Annotated in this window: 19 protein-coding genes; 14 read left to right on the forward strand and 5 right to left on the reverse strand. The window is 73.7% G+C overall.

Translation table 11 applies throughout. The features are described 5' to 3' along the window. Positions 1-2: 2 nt before the first annotated feature. The gene (locus tag ACIBFB_RS26165; RefSeq protein ID WP_397234620.1) at positions 3-563 is read right to left on the reverse strand and encodes a hypothetical protein; all 561 of its coding nucleotides are present in this window, start codon (positions 561-563) and stop codon (positions 3-5) included. Positions 564-1,108: 545 nt separating this feature from the next. On the opposite strand from ACIBFB_RS26165, the gene ACIBFB_RS26170 reads away from it, so the two are divergent. Next, positions 1,109-1,318, forward strand: a complete 210-nt coding sequence (locus ACIBFB_RS26170; RefSeq protein WP_397234622.1) for a hypothetical protein — start codon at positions 1,109-1,111, stop codon at positions 1,316-1,318. A gap of 75 nt (positions 1,319-1,393) precedes the next feature. After that, a complete protein-coding gene (locus ACIBFB_RS26175) occupies positions 1,394-1,945 on the forward strand; it encodes an RNA polymerase sigma factor (RefSeq protein ID WP_397234624.1) in 552 nt (183 codons plus the stop codon). On the opposite strand, the gene ACIBFB_RS26180 is transcribed toward ACIBFB_RS26175, so the two are convergent. Both ACIBFB_RS26180 and ACIBFB_RS26185 read right to left on the reverse strand, forming a co-directional pair. After that, on the reverse strand, positions 1,917-2,486 hold the full coding sequence (locus ACIBFB_RS26180) for a pyridoxamine 5'-phosphate oxidase family protein (protein WP_397234626.1): 570 nt from the start codon (positions 2,484-2,486) through the stop codon (positions 1,917-1,919). The genes ACIBFB_RS26175 and ACIBFB_RS26180 overlap by 29 nt on opposite strands. Positions 2,487-2,520: 34 nt before the next feature. Beyond that, positions 2,521-5,751: a BTAD domain-containing putative transcriptional regulator gene (locus tag ACIBFB_RS26185; RefSeq protein WP_397234628.1), complete on the reverse strand. Its 3,231-nt coding sequence runs from the start codon at positions 5,749-5,751 to the stop codon at positions 2,521-2,523. A 151-nt stretch (positions 5,752-5,902) separates the two neighbouring features. On the opposite strand from ACIBFB_RS26185, the gene ACIBFB_RS26190 reads away from it, so the two are divergent. Further along, positions 5,903-7,510, forward strand: coding sequence for an MFS transporter (locus tag ACIBFB_RS26190; RefSeq protein ID WP_397234630.1), 1,608 nt, complete (start codon positions 5,903-5,905; stop codon positions 7,508-7,510). Positions 7,511-7,609: 99 nt separating this feature from the next. On the opposite strand, the gene ACIBFB_RS26195 is transcribed toward ACIBFB_RS26190, so the two are convergent. Next, a complete protein-coding gene (locus ACIBFB_RS26195; protein WP_187347190.1) occupies positions 7,610-8,140 on the reverse strand; it encodes an inorganic diphosphatase in 531 nt (176 codons plus the stop codon). 75 nt (positions 8,141-8,215) lie between these two features. Between ACIBFB_RS26195 and dacB the strand changes: the two genes are divergently transcribed. The 11 genes from dacB (at position 8,216) to ACIBFB_RS26250 (ending at position 18,463) form a co-directional block, all read left to right on the forward strand. After that, on the forward strand, positions 8,216-9,607 hold the full coding sequence (gene dacB, locus ACIBFB_RS26200; RefSeq protein WP_397234632.1) for a D-alanyl-D-alanine carboxypeptidase/D-alanyl-D-alanine-endopeptidase: 1,392 nt from the start codon (positions 8,216-8,218) through the stop codon (positions 9,605-9,607). A 291-nt stretch (positions 9,608-9,898) separates the two neighbouring features. Then, a complete protein-coding gene (locus ACIBFB_RS26205; protein ID WP_397234655.1) occupies positions 9,899-10,978 on the forward strand; it encodes a zinc-dependent metalloprotease in 1,080 nt (359 codons plus the stop codon). Then, positions 10,975-11,976, forward strand: coding sequence for a tRNA lysidine(34) synthetase TilS (gene tilS, locus ACIBFB_RS26210; protein WP_397234634.1), 1,002 nt, complete (start codon positions 10,975-10,977; stop codon positions 11,974-11,976). The genes ACIBFB_RS26205 and tilS overlap by 4 nt, the downstream gene beginning before the upstream one ends. A 111-nt stretch (positions 11,977-12,087) precedes the next feature. After that, positions 12,088-12,642, forward strand: coding sequence for a hypoxanthine phosphoribosyltransferase (gene hpt / locus ACIBFB_RS26215; protein ID WP_397234636.1), 555 nt, complete (start codon positions 12,088-12,090; stop codon positions 12,640-12,642). A 359-nt stretch (positions 12,643-13,001) separates the two neighbouring features. Next, the gene (ftsH, locus tag ACIBFB_RS26220; RefSeq protein ID WP_397234638.1) at positions 13,002-15,005 is read left to right on the forward strand and encodes an ATP-dependent zinc metalloprotease FtsH; all 2,004 of its coding nucleotides are present in this window, start codon (positions 13,002-13,004) and stop codon (positions 15,003-15,005) included. Then, the gene (gene folE, locus ACIBFB_RS26225) at positions 15,002-15,607 is read left to right on the forward strand and encodes a GTP cyclohydrolase I FolE (RefSeq protein WP_397234640.1); all 606 of its coding nucleotides are present in this window, start codon (positions 15,002-15,004) and stop codon (positions 15,605-15,607) included. Before ftsH ends, folE begins: the two co-directional genes overlap by 4 nt. Positions 15,608-15,782: 175 nt before the next feature. Beyond that, positions 15,783-16,634: a dihydropteroate synthase gene (folP, locus tag ACIBFB_RS26230; protein WP_397234642.1), complete on the forward strand. Its 852-nt coding sequence runs from the start codon at positions 15,783-15,785 to the stop codon at positions 16,632-16,634. Then, a complete protein-coding gene (locus tag ACIBFB_RS26235; protein ID WP_397234644.1) occupies positions 16,631-17,071 on the forward strand; it encodes a nuclear transport factor 2 family protein in 441 nt (146 codons plus the stop codon). The genes folP and ACIBFB_RS26235 overlap by 4 nt, the downstream gene beginning before the upstream one ends. Beyond that, a complete protein-coding gene (gene folB / locus ACIBFB_RS26240; protein ID WP_397234645.1) occupies positions 17,071-17,442 on the forward strand; it encodes a dihydroneopterin aldolase in 372 nt (123 codons plus the stop codon). Before ACIBFB_RS26235 ends, folB begins: the two co-directional genes overlap by 1 nt. Continuing rightward, entirely contained in the window at positions 17,439-17,978 is a 540-nt protein-coding gene (folK, locus tag ACIBFB_RS26245) for a 2-amino-4-hydroxy-6-hydroxymethyldihydropteridine diphosphokinase (RefSeq protein ID WP_397234647.1), read from the forward strand. Before folB ends, folK begins: the two co-directional genes overlap by 4 nt. Then, positions 17,975-18,463: a DUF3180 domain-containing protein gene (locus tag ACIBFB_RS26250; protein ID WP_397234649.1), complete on the forward strand. Its 489-nt coding sequence runs from the start codon at positions 17,975-17,977 to the stop codon at positions 18,461-18,463. The genes folK and ACIBFB_RS26250 overlap by 4 nt, the downstream gene beginning before the upstream one ends. 28 nt (positions 18,464-18,491) lie before the next feature. On the opposite strand, the gene ACIBFB_RS26255 is transcribed toward ACIBFB_RS26250, so the two are convergent. Beyond that, the gene (locus ACIBFB_RS26255) at positions 18,492-19,028 is read right to left on the reverse strand and encodes a hypothetical protein (RefSeq protein ID WP_397234651.1); all 537 of its coding nucleotides are present in this window, start codon (positions 19,026-19,028) and stop codon (positions 18,492-18,494) included. Positions 19,029-19,126 lie beyond the last annotated feature (98 nt).

A 19,126-nucleotide genomic window follows, 5' to 3' on the forward strand; every position in this document is an offset into this window, starting at 1 on the left:
CCTCAGGCGGTCACCCGGACCACGACGGCCACCTCGTCGCCGGTGTTCACCAGGTGCTGGCTCGCCCGGCGGTCCCCGGCCCCCTGGTGGGCCACGCCCACCACGCGGGCGCGTCCGGGGGTCAGCTCGGCCGCCGACAGCATCTCCCCGCCCGGGCCCGACGCGATCAGGTGCGCCCTGCCGCTGACCAGGTACAGGACCTCCAGCGAGTGCCTCCTGCCGGGGTGCGCGGTCGGTTCGGGGACGAAGGTGTTCGGTTCGAGCGCCACCGTGGTCACGCGGAGCCGGCCGCTCGCGCGGCGGCGGGCCGCCCGGGGCGCGATCTGCCAGCGGCCCCGGCGCGCCGGCCAGAGCGTGGGGCGGCGCATCGCCTCGGCGGCGCCGCGCGCGGCCGAGACCAGGCGCCCGATCGTCGGCAGACGGCGTTCGCCCAGGTGTGCGTAGCCCGAGCGGCGCCCGGCGTCGACGACGTCGCCGATTCCCTCCAGGGAGACCCTGGCGGGGCGCGGGGCGGTCGGGACCGCGTCGGCGGAACGGAGGGCGGTGGAAGCCTGCTGCGGCATCGTGGGAAGATCCTTCACGTGTGCGCGCTTCCCGGCGGGGAGCGCGCGGATGTCGTCGGTGGGCCCCGGGAGACCGGGGCGGCGGGGGTGGCCGCTCGACGCGCGGACGCGGAGACGGAGGCACCCCGGGCCGGTGCGGGCCGTCAGATCACACGCGAACGCGGACGGCGGACACCGGGTCGATCGGACGCGGGCGCGGGCACACGCGCTCGCGGCGACTCAGCGACGACAACACGGACACGCCTCGACGGCCAGGTGGCAGGGGGCCCCGAGGGCCGTGCGAGCCATGGCGTCGGCGGGCGTGTGCGGATGCATGGTTCCAAGGAGACCAGCAAAGTCCGGGAGGAGTCAAGCGATCGTGGGGAATCGCGCGTGTCGATCATCTCACCCGGTCACCGCTCCGGGCGTGTTGCGGGTGGCGGCGCGCGATGGTGACATGTGGAACCCGTGGACGGCGTGGGAGCGACGCCGCCGCGGAGCCCTCCCCATCCCCCAGCCGCAGTGACAGGAGTGGCCGTGATGGCATCCCGCCCCGGAGGGTCCAGGTGAGTCCGGACGCGCCGGGACTGTGGGCGCGCGTCCTCGTACGCGCGCTCGTCGTCGTGGCGGCCGGGGTGATGGCGCTCGGCTTCCTCGGCCCGGGGGAGGCCGTGCTGGTCGCGGGGCTCACCGTGCTCACGTACCTGCTGCTGTGGCTGCGCGAACGCGCGCTGGCGCGTGCCCCGAGCGGCGGGAACTCCGAGGGCGGCGGCTGAGGCCCGGCCGCGGGGCGGCGGGTCTTTGCGCAAAGGGGAGAAGGGTGTGTCGCGCGCGGCGTAGATTCTAGGTCTATGACGGACCGGGATCTTCTCCGCGCCCTGCGCTCCAGCCGCACCTCGTCGGAGGACGCCTACGCGTACCTGATCGACGCCTACGGAGAGGAGCTGTACCGGCGCTGCATCCTGGTCCTGCGCGACCGCGACACCGCGCACGTGGTGCTGCGGGACACCCTCATCGTGGCGCGTGCGCACATCGGCCAGGTGCCCGACGCCGACCGGCTGGGGGAGTGGCTGCACGCCCTGGCGGAGGTCGAGTGCGCGCGGCACACGCGCCGCGGCGCCCGGTCGGAGGCCGCGGTCGGGTGGCGGATGCCCGAGCACACCGCGCTGGTGCGGGCACGGGTGCTCAACGGCATGTGCGGGCCCGAACTCGACGGCTACCGCGCGCACGTGACGGCGCGCGCCGACCACTTCGGCCGGGACGGGTTCCCGCTGCCCCCGTCGACCCGGTTCCTGGCGCGCGGGCTGTTCCCCCTGCTCCCGGTCCTGGTGGTGCTCCTGGTCGCGCTGCTGGCCATTGTGTTCGCCGGATGCGTCATCGCCCGGGGTCTGGGGCAGGTGTAGCCTCCGGCGCCCGCCAGATCCTGGGGGGCGCGCCCCGTACGAGGTCGGCGCCGCGCAGCACCTGGATCCGCCACGGATCGAGCCGCAGGACCCGGAACTCCGGGTCGTCCGGGGCGCTCCAGTAGGCGGCCGGGTCGTACCCGGCCCCCGGGGGACTTCCCACCCGGTACAGGTCCCACACCCGATGCCGCACGTCCGGCTCGTCGGCCCAGGACGCCACCGCGTCCACGGCGACGGTGTTCTGGGCGGGGCTCCAGTACGACAGGGTCGTGTGCGGATTGCCCGCGAGGTGCGCGGTCTTCACGGGTGTGGGAAAGGTGGCGAGCCATCCCACGGGGCGGTCGCCGCCGGTCTCCCAGACGGGCACGAGCACGCGCGCACGGGGCCGCCCCCTGCCGTCCACGGTGGTCATCGTCGCGTACACGACCGACCCGACGATGCGGTCGAAGTCGCCCCTGATCCGGTCGAAGCCGCCGACGCGGTTCCGGCCCGCCGTCCCTGCCCGCCCGGCCCGACGGGCCCGGCTCTCCGTGTCGTCCATGGGAACAGCCTGCGGGACCGGGCTCAGGACATCCTCAGGATGCGCTCAGGACGCTCCGGCGACGGTCGGCGCCGTGGCGGCGCCCCTCCTCGAACTCCGCGTCGGCCACGGCGCCGCCCAGCGCCGCGCGCACGCGTCCCAGCACACGGTCGACGTCGCCGCGCTCGGCCTCGGGCAGAGGCGCGCCCACCGACTCCCTGAGCGCCGCGGCGGTCCCGAGCAGGTGGGCGGCCCGCCGGTGCTCTCCGGCGAGCGCCCGTGCGCCGGCGAGGCCCTCCAGGGCCAGCGCCACGGCCCGGGGGTCCCCCGTCGTCCGCGCGGTCTCCAACCCGAGGGTGTGCAGCCGTGCCGCCTCCCCGGCGTCGCCGCGCAGCTCCGCGACGAACCCGAGCTCCGCGTAGGTCAGCGCCGCGCCGAAGTGCGAGCGCATCCGCAGGTGCCAGTCCAGCCAGTCCCGCAGGTACCGCTCCGCGGTGTCCAGGTCGCCGCGCCTGCGCGCGGTCAGCGCCAGCCCCAGTTCGGCGGACTCCTGACCGACCACGTGCCCCTGCTCGACGGCCAGGCGGCGGGCGCGCCCGTGCAGCGCGTCGCTGCGGTCGTGGTCGCCCTGGAGGAGCGCGATCCGGCCCAGCAGTGTGAGCCGCTCACCGGCCTCGGTCCACAGGCCCAGCCCCTCGGCCGTGCGCAACGCCTCGCGGTGGTGGCGCGCGGCGGCCCCGTGGTCGCCGCGAACCTCGGCGTGGTCGCCGAGGAGCTGCCCGGCGAGCACCTGGCCCCAGCCGTCGCCCACCTCAGTGAACAGGTCCATGCTCCGCTCGGCCGACGCGCGCACCGCGGCCAGGTCGCTCCTGCCCTGCGCGGCGCGCGCGAGTGTGGCCGACACCGCCGCCTCGCCCCACCGGTCCCCACGGGCGCGGAAGGTTCCCAGCAGCCGTCGCGCGGCGGCCTCGCCTCCCTCGCCGCCGCCGAACCCCAGGAGCGAGTGGGCGAGGAACCACTCCGCGTGCGCGGCCGCGTCCGCGTCGTCGGGGTCGTCCCAGACGGGCGCCCCCGGCCGGGGCCCCGGGGCCGTTCCCAGACCGTGGGCGAGGGCGTCGCGCCAGGTCGCCGCCGTGTACCGGGCAGCGTTTTCTCCGGGCCGCTCGGCGAGGTCCAGGACGGCGGACAGCGACCGGGCTCCCTCGCAGAGTCGACCGCGCAGCGTCCAGTACCAGGCGAGCGCGTTGACCAGCCGCAAGGCTTCCGTCGAGGCCCCCGTGCGCACCGCGTGGTCCAGCGCGGCGCGCAGGTTGGCGCCCTCGGTGTCCAGGCGCTGGAGCCACTGCCGCTGACCCGGCGTCCGCAGATGGGGGTCGGCCCGCTCCGCCAGGTCGGCGTGGTGGCGCAGATGGCGGTCGCGCGTGGAGTCCTCCTCGCCGGCCTCCCGGAGCCGTTCGGCCCCGTAGGCGGCCACGGACTCCAGCAGCCGGTAGCGCGGCCGGGGTTCGTGCGCGGGCACGGTCACCATGGAGCGGTCGACCAGATCCGCCAGCACGTCCGGCACCGTTTCGGCCGGGACGTCCGGATCCGAGCAGACCTCCCGCGCCGCCTCCAACGAGCACCCGTCGGCGAAGACGGACAGGCGCCGCAGCACCGCCCGTTCCGGGGCGCTGAGCGGTTCCCAACTCCAGTCGAGCACCGCGCGCAGCGTGCGCTGGCGGTCGGGGGCGCCCCTGTACCCGGAGGTGAGCAGCGCGAAGCGGTCGTCCAGCCGGGCCGCGAGTTCGTGGACGCCGAGCGCGCGCACCCTCGTGGCCGCGAGTTCGAGCGCCAGGGGGACGCCGTCGAGCCTGCGGCAGACCGTCGCGACCGCGTCCGCGTTGCGCTCGTCCACCGCGAACCCGGGGGAGGCCGCCGCCGCCCGCGCCGCGAAGAGCCGGACCGCCGCCGCGTCCGCCAGGTCCGCGGCGGGTGTTCCGGCCTCGGGCACGGCCAGCGGCGGGACCGGCCGGAGGGTCTCCCCGTTCACGGACAGCGCCGCCTGGCTGGTCGCCAGGATCCGCAGTCCGGGCGCCGCGCGCAGGAGGTCGGTGACGAGCAGGCCGACGGGCTCGGCCACGTGCTCGCAGTTGTCCAGGACCAGCAGGGCCCTCCGAGCGCGCAGGGCGTCGGTGAGCCGCCGGACCGTCCCGCCCTCCCCGGGCGGGCGGAGGGGAACCGTCGTCGCGGAGTCGTCACGCAGCCCGAGCGCCGCCGCCAGCGCCTCGGCGACCTCGGCCGGATCCCGCCGCTGGACCGAGGCCAGCTCCACGAGCACGACTCCGTCGGGGAAGGCCTCCCGGGCCTTCCCGGCCACGGCGAGCGCGAGCCGCGTCTTGCCGACGCCTCCCGGGCCGGTGAGGGTGACCAGACGGGCGGTGTCCAGGAGGGCTCGCACGCTCCGGACCTCCTCGTCACGGCCGACGAGCTCCGTGGGCGGGACGGGCAGGGCGGACGGCGCCGACCGCGCGGAGGACGCGGTCCGCGCGGGCGCGGGGGAGAGGCCGGGGTCCTGCCGCAGGATGGCGCCGTGCAGCGCGACCAGCTCGGGCCCGGGGTCGAGGCCCAGCTCGCCGGTGAGATGGGTGCGCAGGTCGTGGAAGGACGCGAGCGCCTGGCTCTGGCGGCCGGAACGGTAGAGCGCGCGCATGTGCGCGGCGCGGAGCCGCTCCCGCGCGGGGTGCCGTTCCACCAGGGCGCCGAGCTCGTCGGCGAGCAGGTCGTGCTCGCCCAGTGCGAGGCGGGCCTCGGCCTGTTCCTCCAGAACGGTCAGCCGCTGCTCCTCCAGGCGCGCGATCGCGGGTCGGGCGAAGGCGTGGTCGGCGACGTCGGCGAAGGCGGGCCCCCGCCACAGCGCGAGGGCGTCGGAGAGCAGGGACGCGCGCCGCTCCGGATCCTCGACGGCGTGCGCCCGGGACAGCAGGTCCTGGAAGGCGCCCGCGTCGACCGCGTCCGCGCCGACCGCGAGCAGGTACCCGGAAGGCCGGGAGACCACCAGCTCCCGCCCGCCCGGCTCGGCGTCGCCCAGGGCTTTGCGGAGCTGGGAGACGCGGGTCTGGAGGGAGGCGGCGGGGTTGGCGGGCAGGGGGCCGTCCCACAGGTCGTCGACGAGCCGGTCGGCGGACACCACCCGTCCGGGGTCGACCAGCAGTTCCGCGAGGAGGGTGCGCACCTTGACCTCGGGAACGCGGACCTGCCGCCCCTGGGACGTCCAGACGGCCAGTGGGCCGAGAACCCCGAATCGCATGGGCTCAGCCTAGGGCCGGGGCCGCCTCGGCGCGGCACCCCGCCCTGAGTCGGCCCTGAACGCGTCCGGAGGGAATCCGAAGACGCGACGGGCAGGGTGGCGCCCGTACCGACGCCCGCACCACAGGGCTTCACCGGAAAGGAACCATCCCGTGTCACACACCCCACGCGTCACCACCGCGGCCCCGCCGCGGGCGGGCGTGCGCGCCTGGATCGGCCTCGCCTTCCTCCTCCTACCGACCGTGCTGCTCTTCCTCGCCATGACCGTGCTCTTCATGGCGACGCCCTTCATCGCCGCCGACCTGGGCCCGAGCGGCGGCCAGGTGCTGTGGATCAACGACATCTACGGCTTCATGATGGCCGGGTTCCTGGTCGCCATGGGGTCGCTCGGGGACCGGATCGGCCGCCGCCGGATCCTGCTGGCCGGAGCGGCGGTGTTCGGCGCCGCGTCGGTCGTCGCGGCCTACGCCCCGAACGCCGAGGTGCTCATCGCGGCCCGTGCGGCCATGGGGCTCGGCGCCGCCGCGCTGATGCCCGCGACCCTGTCCCTCACCGCCGTGATGTTCCGCGACGAACGCCAGCGCGGTGTGGCCATCGGACTGTGGGCCGCGTCGGTGTCGGTCGGTGTGGCGGTCGGTCCGCTGGTCGGCGGGCTGCTCCTGGAGTCGTTCTGGTGGGGTGCGGCGCTCCTGGTCGGCGTGCCGGTCATGGCGCTGGTCCTGGTCGCCGTGCCGCTGCTCGTCCCGGAGTACCGGGACCCGGACGCGGGGCGTCTCGACCCGCTGAGTGTGCTGCTGTCCCTGGGCGCGCTGCTGCCCTTCGTCTACGGCGTGAAGAAGGTCGCCGAGACGGGACCGTCCGTCCTGTCCGTGGCCGCCGTCGTGACGGGGGTGGTCCTCGCGGCCGTATTCGTCCGCAGACAGCTCCGACTGGACGAGCCGCTGCTCGACATGCGGCTGTTCGCCAACCGCGAGTTCAGCGGATCACTGGCCGTCTACATGCTCGCCGCGATCGCGCTCGGCGGCGTCTACCTGCTCTTCACCCAGTACCTCCAGCTGGTGGCCGAACAGACGCCGCTGCGCGCCGGGCTGTGGATCCTCCCGGCGGCCGTCGTCCTGGTCCTCGTCTCGGTCGTCACGCCGATCATCGCCCGGCGCGTGCGCCCCGCCACCGTCATCGCCGCCGGGCTGCTGCTGTCCGTCGTCGGCTACGTCGTCCTCACCCAGGTGGACGCGGTGGCCGGGCTCCCGACGCTCATCGTCGGGTTCTACGTGCTCTACCCGGGGATCGCGCCGACGATGGCACTCGTCCCGGGGATGGTGATCGGCTCCGCTCCCCCGGAGAAGGCCGGCGCCGCCTCCGCGGTCGAGAGCACCGCCAGCGACCTGGGAGTGGCGTTGGGCGTCGCCCTGCTGGGCAGCATCGGCACCGCCGTCTACCGCCTCCGCATGGCCGACGCCGTTCCCGAGGGCGTTCCCGCCGGGGACGCCGCCGCCGCGTCGGACACCCTCCCCGGCGCCCTGACCGCCGCCGAGGGGCTGCCCGCCGAGCTCGGCGCGGCGGTGACCGCGTCCGCGCGGGCCGCCTTCACCAGCGGGCTCAACACGGCGGCCGTGGTCGCCGCCGTCCTCTCGGCCGCCGCCGCGGTGCTCGCGGTGGCCCTGCTCCGCCGGGTGCCGCCGACCGGGGCCGCGCCGGCGGAGGGCCGCTCCGAGGACGTGGAGGAACCGGAGGAGCGCCGGGTGGGCGCGGAGATGTGAGGCCCGCGCCCGGCGGCGCGGCGCCGGCCCAGGACATGACGACGGCCCGGCGGGGTTCCCCGACCGGGCCGTGGTCGCGATGCCGGGAGGTGCCGGCGGCTACTTGCCGTCCTCGTCGGTGGAGATGTGCGAGCGGTCGCCGTGCACACCGGCCTCCTCGGCGCGCTTGACCGAGGCGATGATCTCCAGCTCGGCCTCGTGGCGGCCGACCCAGGTGGCGCCCTCGACGGACTTGCCCGGCTCCAGGTCCTTGTAGACCTCGAAGAAGTGCTGGATCTCCAGGCGCTCGAACTCGTTCACGTGGTGAATGTCACGCAGGTGCTCCATGCGCGGGTCCGTCGCCGGGACGCAGAGCAGTTTGTCGTCGCCGCCGGCCTCGTCGCGCATGCGGAACATGCCGATCGCGCGGGCGCGGATGAGGCAGCCCGGGAAGGTCGGGGCCTTGAGCAGGACGAGGGCGTCCAGGGGGTCGCCGTCCTCGCCGAGTGTCCCCTCGACGAAACCGTAGTCGGCGGGGTAGGTGGTGGAGGTGAACAGCATGCGGTCGAGACGGATACGACCGGTCTCGTGGTCCACCTCGTACTTGTTGCGCTCCCCCTTGGGGATCTCGATCGTAACGTCGAATTCCATGCTGATCTCGGCTCCCATTGCGACTAATGTCGCCATATAACTACAACGTCAGGCCGCGACACCGACGGAAGGCAGGTGCCCAGGGTGCGACGGGTACGAGGCGAGGCCCTCCTCGCACTGGCCCTGCTCAACATATTCGTGCTGGTCACCGGGTTCGTCGTCCTCGACGTGATCGAGGCACGGCCCGTCCCGGCGGAACCCACACCGGTCACGGACGCGGAGGGCGTGGCGGCGGCTGAACCCGCGACCTCGGCTCCGGCCGACCCGGACAGGATCGCGGACATCCTCGATGATCCCATGTCCGCCTCCGGGCTGGAGGACGGCCTCTCCGGATACGTCGTCGACACCGCCACCGGCGAGACGCTCTTCGAGCTGGCCCCGGACACGCCGGTCACCCCGGCGTCGACCACGAAGATCGCCACGGCGGTCACGGTCCTCGCCGCCGTCGGACCCGACCACGTCGTCCACACCGAGGTGTACCTCGACCCCGACCGGAACCGGGTGGTGCTGCGGGGCGCGGGCGACACGACGCTGTCCGAAACCGCCGACTCCGCAGCTTACCCGCAGGTAGCGACCCTGTCGGAGCTCGCGGAGAGCACCGCGTCCGCCCTCGCCGAGCTCGGTGTCGGCTCCGTCTCCGTCGGGTATGACGACTCCCACTTCACCGGCCCCGCCACCGGGCCGGGGTGGAAGCCCAACTACGTCACCGAGGGCAGCACCTCGCCCATCCACGCGCTGATCCTCAACAGCGGCGGGATCGACGAGGACGGCAGCGGCGTGATCGAGGACGACGAGGGCGACCGCGCCATCGACCCTCCCCTGTACGCCGCCGAGGCCTTCGCCCGCCAGCTGGAGCGCGCGGGCGTGCCCGTCGAGGGCGACCCCGCCGAGGCCGCGGCCACCGGCGACGTCGTGGCCAGTGTCGCGTCGCCGCCCGTCTCGGCCCTGGTCGAGCACACGCTGCTGCAGAGCGACAACAACATGGCCGAGGCGCTCGGCCGGATCGCCGCCGAGGAGATGGGCGAGGAGACGTCCTTCGCGGGCGCTGCCGCCGCCACCGCCCGTGTGATGGCGGACCTGGGCGTCGGGGGCGTGGACCTGTCCGACAACAGCGGTCTGAGCACGCTCAACCGCATCTCCCCGCGCGCCCTCGTCGAGCTGGTGCGCCTCTCCGGCGACCCGGCCCACGCCGACCTGAACGCGGCCCTGACCGGGCTGCCCACCGCGAACTCCACCGGGACGCTCGGAAGGGCCGGCCGTTTCTCCCCGTCCGCGTCCAGCCACGACGGCGCCGGTCTGGTCCGGGGCAAGACCGGCACGCTCAACGGCGTGAGCACCCTCGCCGGGACCATCCGCGACCGGGACGGGCACACCTTCGCGTTCGCCTTCATGGCCAACACCCCGGCCGCGAACGGGCCCGCGCTCGACACCCTCGCCGCCGCCCTGAGCCGCTGCGGCTGCACCTGAGCTGTGCTTGCCTCGGGCCTCCGCTGCGCATCGGCCCGCCCGTCGCCCTCCACCACCCTCAACCGACGCCTTCGGCGCGGTACCCGCTCTCGTCGGGCGCCCCAAGGCCAGGATGCTTCCTCCTCGGCGGCGCCCGGACGAAACCCACCGCGCGACCCCGCTCGGTGACGGTTCCCAGGTCCGGGCGCCGCCCCCGGGGGGACACCCGGGGGATGACCCTGGCCCGTCCCGGAATTCGTCCCCCGATCCCCGTGCCGCGAGGCGACGCGTGGGTAGGCTGGCGATGTGACTGTGATCGACTGGGACGTAGCCGTCAACACCGGTGTCCGCCTCGTCCGCCCGGGGCCGCAGGTGGACCTCTCCGACGCACGGCGGGCCGTGGCGCAGTTGCGCGAGCTCTCGGGCGTGGCCGCCGGGCACGTGCGCGACTTCACCGGGATGAACCCCCTCGAACCCTCCGGACCCGCGGTCATCGTCGACCGGCCCGGCTGGATCAGGGCCAACGTCGACGGGTTCCGGGTGGTGCTCGAACCCGTCCTTGAGCAGATGGCCGAAGGACGGCTGAACAACGGCACGGCCGCGAACCTGACCTCCGCGGTCGGTTCCCGGATCACCGGCGTCCAGCTCGGCGCGGTCCTGGCCTACCTCGCCGGGAAGGTCCTGGGCCAGTACGAACTCTTCCTGCCGCCGGACCCGGACGGCCACGCGCCGACCGGCCGCCTCACCCTGGTGGCGCCCAACATCGTCAACACCGAACGCGAACTGGACGTCGACTCCCGCGACTTCCGGCTGTGGGTGTGCCTGCACGAGGAGACCCACCGTATGCAGTTCACGGCCACGCCGTGGCTGCGCTCCTACGTCCAGGAGCTGATGCGCGAGCTCCTGCTGTCGTCGGAGATGGACGCCACCGACCTCATCGGGCGGCTCCGGGCCGCGGGCGAGGCCGTCGCGGACGCCGTGCGCGGCGGCGACGCCAACCTCATCACGGCCTTCCAGAGCCCCGAGCAGAGCGAGATCATGGACCGGATCACCGCGGTCATGAGCCTGGCCGAGGGGCACGGCGACTACGTCATGGACGCGGTCGGACCCGAGGTCGTGCCGAGCGTGGAGCGGATCCGAGCCCGTTTCCAGAAGCGCCGGGAGGCGGCCAACCCGCTCGACCGGATCATGCGCCAGCTGCTGGGCATGGACCTGAAGATGCGCCAGTACGAGGAGGGCGCGGCGTTCGTCGGCGCGGTCGTCGCCGAGGTCGGCATGGCCGAGTTCAACAAGGTGTGGACCTCACGGGAGACGCTGCCCACCATCACCGAGATCCGCGACCCCCAGGCGTGGATCGACCGCGTCGTGCGCACGGCGGCCATCACCGAGTGAGCGGTCCCCATCCCGCGGTGGCGGCGGTCCGGTCGGCGGTCCGACGGGTCCTGACGGACCTGCCCGCCGACGCCACCGCCCTCGTCGCGTGCAGCGGCGGCGCCGACTCCCTCGCCCTGGCGGGGGCCGTCGCCTTCGAGGCCCCGCGCGCACGGAGGAGGGCCGGGGCGGTCACCGTGGACCACGGGCTCCAGGCGGGTTCCGCCGCGCGGGCCGAGGCCGTCGCCGACGTTCTGCGCGGCCTCGGTCTGGATCCGGTCACCGTCCGCACGGTGGAGGTCGGAGGCCGGGGCGGCCCCGAGGCCGCCGCCCGGCGCGCCCGCTACACGGCCCTGGACGCGGCGGCGGCCGAGAACGCGCCTGCCGTGGTCCTGCTCGCCCACACGCTCGACGACCAGGCCGAGACCGTCCTGCTGGGTCTGGCGCGCGGGTCGGGCGCCCGGTCCCTGTCCGGAATGGCCCCCCGCAACGGCCCCTACCTGCGTCCCCTCCTCGACCTGGACCGCGCCGCCGTGCGCACGGCCTGCGAGCGCATGGGGCTGGTCCCCTGGGAGGACCCGCACAACGCCGACCCGCGCTACGCCCGCTCCCGGGTCCGCCACGAGGCGCTGCCCGCCCTGGAGAGGGCCCTCGGCCCGGGCGTCGCGGAGGCGTTGGCGCGCACGGCGACGATGCTGCGCGCCGACGCCGACACCCTCGACGACCTGGCCGGGGAGCTGTACACCGCGGCCAGGGGCGGGGAGCCGTCGGAGACCGTCCGGAGCCCGCGGGGACCGGAGCTGGCGGTCCCGCCGCTGGCCGCGGCGGCCGCCTCCCTGCGCACACGCGTACTGCGCCGCGCCGCCCTCGCCGCCGGGTGCCCGGCCAGCGCGCTGACCGCCCGCCACGTGCGCGAGATCGACCGACTCGTCACGGAGTGGCGTGGCCAGGCCCACATCGACCTGCCGGGCGGGATCCGGGCGCGCCGGGTCGCCGGGCGGCTCCGGTTCGAGCGCTGACCGCCTCCCCGGCCCGCCCCCGCCTCCTGGGCGGGTGGCGCCCCGTCGCCTCGTTACGCACGTTTATCCTGGTTGCCGCAAACGGGGAACCCAGCAGCGAGGACAGTGAGCGTGGACGCCAAAGACATGGGCCGGGATCTGGAGAAGATCCTGGTCACCGAGGAAGAGATCAAGACGCGCCTTGTGGAGCTGGGTGAGCGGATCGACGCCGACTACGCGGGCAAGGACCTCCTGATCGTCGGAGTCCTCAAGGGCGCCGTCATGGTGATGGCCGACCTGGCGCGGACGCTGCACACCCCCGTGTCCATGGACTGGATGGCCGTCTCGTCCTACGGGGCCGGGACCACCTCCTCCGGGGTGGTGCGCATCCTCAAGGACCTGGAGACCGACATCAAGGACCGCGACGTCCTCATCGTCGAGGACGTCATCGACTCCGGTCTGACCCTGTCCTGGCTGATCGGCAACCTCAGGTCGCGCGGGCCCCGCTCGGTCGAGGTCTGCACGATGGTCCGCAAGCCGCTGGCCTTCGAGGTGGACCTGGACGTCCGCTACATCGGCTTCGACCTGCCGAACGAGTTCATCGTGGGCTACGGCCTCGACTACGCGGAGAAGTACCGCAACCTGCCCTTCATCGGCACCCTCGCCCCGCACGTCTACGAGAAGTAGCGGGTCCGGGGTCCTCGCCGGAGGCCCGCGGGCCGTCGGGCCCCACGGGGGCGGGCCTCCGGGCGGCCGCGGCGGCCCGTCGCCGCCGCCGACGACGGGCGGTGCACCGGGGGGATCGTGGCCACACCCGGCCGTTCGCCGCGGGGCACGGGAACAACCGCACGGGGCTTCGTCGTTGCTCCGGTGACGGCCCCGCTCCGGGCGCCCGCAGGGGTGTGCCCGCTCTACAGGGCGAGGTGTACCGTCGAAGATCCCGGCGTCTAGCGCAGGGAGCACATGTCCGATTGGTCCTGCTTCGGAAGTCAACTGGGGCGGGGCGGCCTGGTCAGGAGGGACGGACCCGACAGGGTTCCGCTCACATGAATCTGAAGCGTTTTTTCCGCGGCCCGTGGATATGGATCCTGGCCGTCGCCGTCATGCTCGTCATCGGCTTCCGCGTGTTCGACATCGGGGGCGGCCCCCAACCCGAGCAGGCCGACATCTCCCGGGTCTACCAGCTCATCGAGCGGGACCAGGTCGAGAGCGCCGAGATCGTCGACCGGGACCAGCGCATCCTGCTGACCACCACGGACGACGAGATCCTCGAGGCCTACTGGGTCGAGGGCCAGGGCGCCCAGCTCGCCGACATGCTCCAGGCCAACGCCGACGCCGAGGACGGCAACCTCGAGTCGTACCAGGTCTCGGTCGCCACGACCCCGATCTGGACCACCGCCCTCTTCAGCCTGCTCCCGCTGGTCATCATCATCGCCATCTTCTGGTTCATCTTCAGCCAGATGCAGGGCGGCGGGTCGCGCGTGATGAACTTCGGCAAGTCCAAGGCCAAGCTCATCACCAAGGACACCCCGAAGAACACCTTCGCCGACGTCGCCGGCGCGGACGAGGCCATCGAGGAACTCCACGAGATCAAGGAGTTCCTCCAGAACCCGGCCAAGTTCCAGTCCATGGGCGCCAAGATCCCCAAGGGCGTGCTGCTCTTCGGCCCGCCCGGGACCGGTAAGACCCTGCTGGCCCGCGCCGTCGCCGGTGAGGCCGGGGTGCCGTTCTACTCCATCTCCGGTTCGGACTTCGTCGAGATGTTCGTCGGCGTCGGCGCCTCCCGCGTGCGCGACCTGTTCGAACAGGCCAAGGCGAACGCGCCCGCGATCATCTTCATCGACGAGATCGACGCCGTCGGACGCCACCGCGGCGCCGGCATGGGCGGCGGCCACGACGAGCGCGAGCAGACCCTCAACCAGATGCTGGTCGAGATGGACGGCTTCGACGTCAAGGGCGGCGTCATCCTCATCGCCGCCACCAACCGCCCGGACATCCTCGACCCGGCGCTGCTGCGGCCGGGCCGCTTCGACCGCCAGATCGTCGTGGACCGCCCCGACATGGAGGGCCGCCGCGACATCCTCAAGGTCCACTCCAAGGGCAAGCCGATGGCGGACGACGTCGACTTCAACGTCATCGCCCGACAGACCGCCGGGATGACCGGCGCCGACCTGGCCAACGTCGTCAACGAGGGCGCGCTGCTCTCCGCCCGCGCGGATCGCAACGTCATCACCCACGCCACCCTGGAGGAGGCGATCGAGCGGGTGATGGCCGGTCCCGAGCGCAAGACCCGGGTCATGTCCGACGAGGAGAAGAAGGTCATCGCCTACCACGAGGGCGGTCACGCCCTGGTCGGTCACGCGCTGCCCAACGCCGACCCCGTCCACAAGATCACGATCCTGCCGCGCGGCAGGGCGCTCGGCTACACCATGTCGGTGCCGACCGAGGACAAGTTCCTCACGTCGCGCTCCCAGATGATGGACCAGCTCGCCATGATGCTCGGCGGGCGCGCCGCGGAGGAGCTCGTCTTCCACGAGCCCACGACGGGCGCCGGGAACGACATCGACAAGGCGACCACCCTCGCCCGCAACATGGTCACCGAGTACGGCATGAGCGAGCGCCTGGGCGCCCGCAAGTTCGGCTCCGCCAGCACCGAGCCCTTCCTGGGCCGCGAGATGGCGCACGCCCGCGAGTACTCCGAGGAGATCGCCTCCATCATCGACGAGGAGGTGCGCCGCCTCATCGAGTCCGCGCACGACGAGGCCTACGAGGTCCTCGTCGAGTACCGGGACGTCCTGGACGACCTCGTCGTCGCCCTGCTGGAGAAGGAGACGCTCACCAAGGACCAGGTGCTGGAGATCTTCGCGCCGGTGCGCAAGCGCCCCTCGCGCGGTTCCTACACCGGCTACGGCAAGCGCCAGCCCTCCCAGCAGCCGCCGGTCCTGTCCAAGAAGGAGTTGGCCGAGCTCAACGGCGCCGAGGTGCACGGCTCCTCGACCAACGGCCAGCTGCCCAGCGCCGCCAGCACGATCGAGGGAGACGAGGCGTGAGCGAGATCTTCGAGGACGAACGTCCGCCCAGAACCGTCGACCGGCTGCGCATCGAGCGGGCCGTGCGCGAGATCCTCATCGCGATCGGCGAGGATCCCGACCGCGACGGCCTGGTCAAGACGCCCGAGCGGGTCGCCCGCGCCTACGAGGAGCAGTTCTCCGGCCTGGGCCAGAAGCCCGGTGACGTGCTCACCACGGTGTTCGAGGCCGACCACGAGGAGCTGGTCCTGGTCAAGGACATCGAGCTGTACTCCACGTGCGAGCACCACCTGGTGCCGTTCTACGGGGTCGCGCACGTGGGCTACATCCCGGGCGCGGACGGCCGGATCACCGGTCTGAGCAAGCTCGCCCGCCTGGTGGACGTGTACGCGCGCCGCCCGCAGGTCCAGGAGCGGCTCACCGGACAGGTCTCCGACGCCATCATGGACCACCTCCAGCCGCGCGGCGTGATCGTCGTCGTCGAGGCCGAGCACCTGTGCATGACCATGCGCGGCGTGCGCAAGCCCGGCGCCAAGACGGTCACCTCCGCCGTGCGGGGGATCTTCCGGAGCAGCGACCGCACGCGGTCCGAGGCGATGAGCCTCATTCTGGACCGCCGCTGACCCCGGACCGCCCGCCCCCGACACCGACGCCCCGGTACCGGCCGCCACGGCCGGGCCGGGGCGTCGTCGCGCGGCAGGGTCTGTGTCCGGCGAGGGCGCCCTGAGCGTAGGGTTGATGCTTATGGGGCCGAAACAGACAGTTCCGGGCCTGCCCGATCTCGGGCGGTGCCTGGTGATGGGGGTCGTGAACGTCACGCCCGACTCCTTCTCCGACGGTGGCGAGTGGTTCGACCCCGATCGGGCGATCGAGCACGGTCTGCGTCTGGTCGAGGACGGCGCGGACATCGTCGACGTCGGCGGTGAGTCCACCCGGCCCGGGGCACAGCGCGTCGCCGCGGCCGAGGAGCTGCGCCGGGTCGCACCGGTCGTCCGTGAGCTGGCCGCGCGCGGCGTCGCCGTCAGCGTGGACACCATGCGGGCCGAGGTCGCCGAACGCGCGGTGGAGGCGGGCGCGGTCCTCGTCAACGACGTCAGCGGAGGGCTCGCCGACCCGGCGATGGCACGGCTCGTGGCCTCTTCCGGAGTCGCGTACGTGTTGATGCACTGGCGTGGGCATAGTCATGACATGCAGAGCCGTGCCGTGTACACGGATGTCGTCCAGGAGGTCCTCGATGAGCTCCGCGACCGTATGGAGGCCATGATCAGTGCAGGTGTCGACCCGGGCCAGATCGTCCTGGACCCGGGACTGGGATTCTCCAAACGCCCCGAGCGCGCCCACAACTGGGCGCTCCTCCAGCACCTGGAGCGGTTCCACGAACTGGGCCGTCCGGTGCTCGTGGCGGGATCCCGCAAGCGTTTCCTGAGCCGACTGCTCGGCGACGGCAAGGGCGGGGACCGCCCGTTCGTCGAGTGCGACGCCGCGACCGCCGCCGTCACCACGCTGGCCGCCGACCGGGGGGCCTGGGCCGTGCGCGTACACGACGTGCGTCCCAACGCCGACGCCGTGCGCGTGGCCGCCGCCTGGTCCGACGGGGGCGCCCGGTTGGACGAGGGCCGGGCGCAGGCGCTGGACCGGGGCGGCCTGTGAGGTCCCGTCAGGAGGTCATGGAACGCGTGGCCGAGGCCAACGCGCAGTTCTACAGCGCCATCGAGAACGGCGACATCGACCTGATGCGCAGTGTGTGGGCCGAGGAGGACGAGGCCCCCGACCTGGTCTGCGTGAACCCGGGCTGGCCGCTGCTGCGCGGCCGCGAGGAGATCATGCGGGCGTGGTCGCTGATCATGGCGAACGTCACCTACATCCAGTACGTGCTGACCGAGACGCACATCGGGGTCGGCGGGGACGTCGCGATGGTCACCTGCGAGGAGAACGTGCTGACCGCCGAGGACGACAGCCCCGGGTTCGTCGCCGGGGGCAAGGTCGTGACGACGAACCTCTTCGTCGACACCGAGCTGGGGTGGCGGCTGTGGTCGCACCACGCCTCGCCCGTGCTGATGGACGACGACGGGGAGGACGAGGCCTGATGGCGGACCGCATCGCGCTGCGCGGGCTCCGGGCGCGCGGGTACCACGGGGTGTTCGACTTCGAGCGCCGCGAGGGCCAGGACTTCGTGGTCGACGCCGTGCTGCACCTGGACGCCGCGCCGGCCGCGGCCAGCGACGACGTCGACGACACCGTGCACTACGGGGTGCTCGCGGAGCGGCTGGTGGGGATCGTCGAGGGGGAGCCGGTCAACCTGATCGAGACCCTCGCCGAGCGGCTGGCCGCCGTGTGCCTGGCCGAGTCACTGGTCGAGCGGGTCGAGTTGACGGTGCACAAGCCGTCCGCCCCCATCCCGCACGAGTTCGCGGACGTGGCGGTCACCGTCACGCGGGGCAGGGGGGAGCGGTCGTGACGCGCGCGGTGCTGGCGCTGGGGTCGAACATGGGCGACCGGATGGCGACCCTCCAGGGCGCGGTGGACCACCTCCTGACCGGGGAGGGCGCGCCGAGCCCGGTGGCCGTGTCGCCCGTGTACGAGACCGCGCCGGTGGGCGGCCCCGAGCAGGGCGCCTACCTGAACGCGGTGCTGGTCGTGGAGGCCGAGGGCGAGCCGGTCGACCTGCTGCGGCGGGCCCAGGCCGCCGAGCGGGCCTTCGACCGGGTCCGCGAGGTCCGCTGGGGTCCGCGCACGCTGGACGTGGACGTCGTCGCCTTCGGTCGTGTCCGCGACGACGACCCGGAGCTGACCCTGCCGCACCCGCGCGCGCACCTGCGGGCGTTCGTGCTGCGGCCCTGGCTCGACGCCGACCCCGGGGCCGACCTGCCCGGTCGCGGCCCGGTGGCGGACGTACTGGCGGCGGTGGTCGCGGCGGACACGGCGGGGGAGCAGGAGTTGCGCCGCCGTGACGATCTGCGGCTGCGGCTGCCCGAGGGGTCGGGGAACCGGTGACCGAGGAGCACGAGGGGAGGCTCCGCCCCACGGGTTGGCGGGTCCCCGTGTCGCTGGCGGTGGTCGGCGGGCTGTTGGGCTGGCTGGTCACGGGCGCGATCGAGGTGCTGCCGCCGCTGCCGTGGTCGGCGATCCCGACGCTGCTCCTGCTGGCGTTCGCCGAGGCGTTCACGGCCCGGCGGACGCGACGGAGGATTCGCCGGGAGCCGGGCACCGAGCCGATCCAGCCGCTCAGTGTCGCTCGGTTGGTGGCGTTGGCCAAGGCCAGCGCCCTGTTCTCGGCACTGGCGGCGGGTTTCTTCCTCGGGATGGCGCTGGCGGTGGTCGGCACGCTGGTGCTGCCCAGCCACCGCGAGGTGTTCGTGACGGCGCTGGGGACGGCGGCGGCCAGCGGGCTGCTGCTGGGGGCAGCGCTGTGGCTGGAGTCGGCGTGCCGGGTGCCGGAGGACGGCGAGGGCCGCGACGACTCGACCGGTCGCGCCTGAGGGCGGGGTTCCCGCACCGCGGTCGTGGTCATGCGACCACGTCCCGAGCCTGGCTGTCGCGCTGGGCGTGCCAGGTGCGCACGAGGTTCGCGAGTTCGTCGAACTCACCGGGCACGCGCGTCACCGGGGCCGCGAGCAGGTCGCCTTCCGGGGCGGGGCGCGGGGCGGGGATCTGCGGGGCGGCGTGTTTGGGCGTGTAGGGGTTCGCGCGTGTGGTGGTGGGTGCGGCGGCCGTGCCCGGCCGGGTGGTGCGGGCGCGCAGGCGGCGGGCGGGGTGGGCGCGGGCGTAGGCGAGTTCCCGTTCGAAGGCCACGTGGTAGGGGCGCACGAGGGCGGTCCTGTCGGTGCGCACGCGGGTGCCCGGGGGAGTGAGCCGGGGTGCGGGAGCGGCGGGTTCCGACGCCGCGGGCGGCTCGCTGATCTGCTCAGGAACGGGAGGCGGGGCGTAGGGGCGGACCCGCGTGGAGCGGCGACGTCGGGCCGAGTGACGGCCGCACGCGGGAGCGAGGAGGGTCTGGAGGGTCGCCAGGGCAGACCTGAGGACCGCACGGCTAAACTGAGCCATGTCGTGCGTCACGAAAACGCTTCGGTGTATCCCCGGCCAAGCCGGGAGGAATTCAGCGGTAGGTTCCTGGGGCCGATGACTCACCCTGGGCCGAAAGA

It is taken from the genome of Nocardiopsis sp. NPDC050513 (assembly GCF_044457925.1).
GTDB lineage: Bacteria > Actinomycetota > Actinomycetes > Streptosporangiales > Streptosporangiaceae > Nocardiopsis.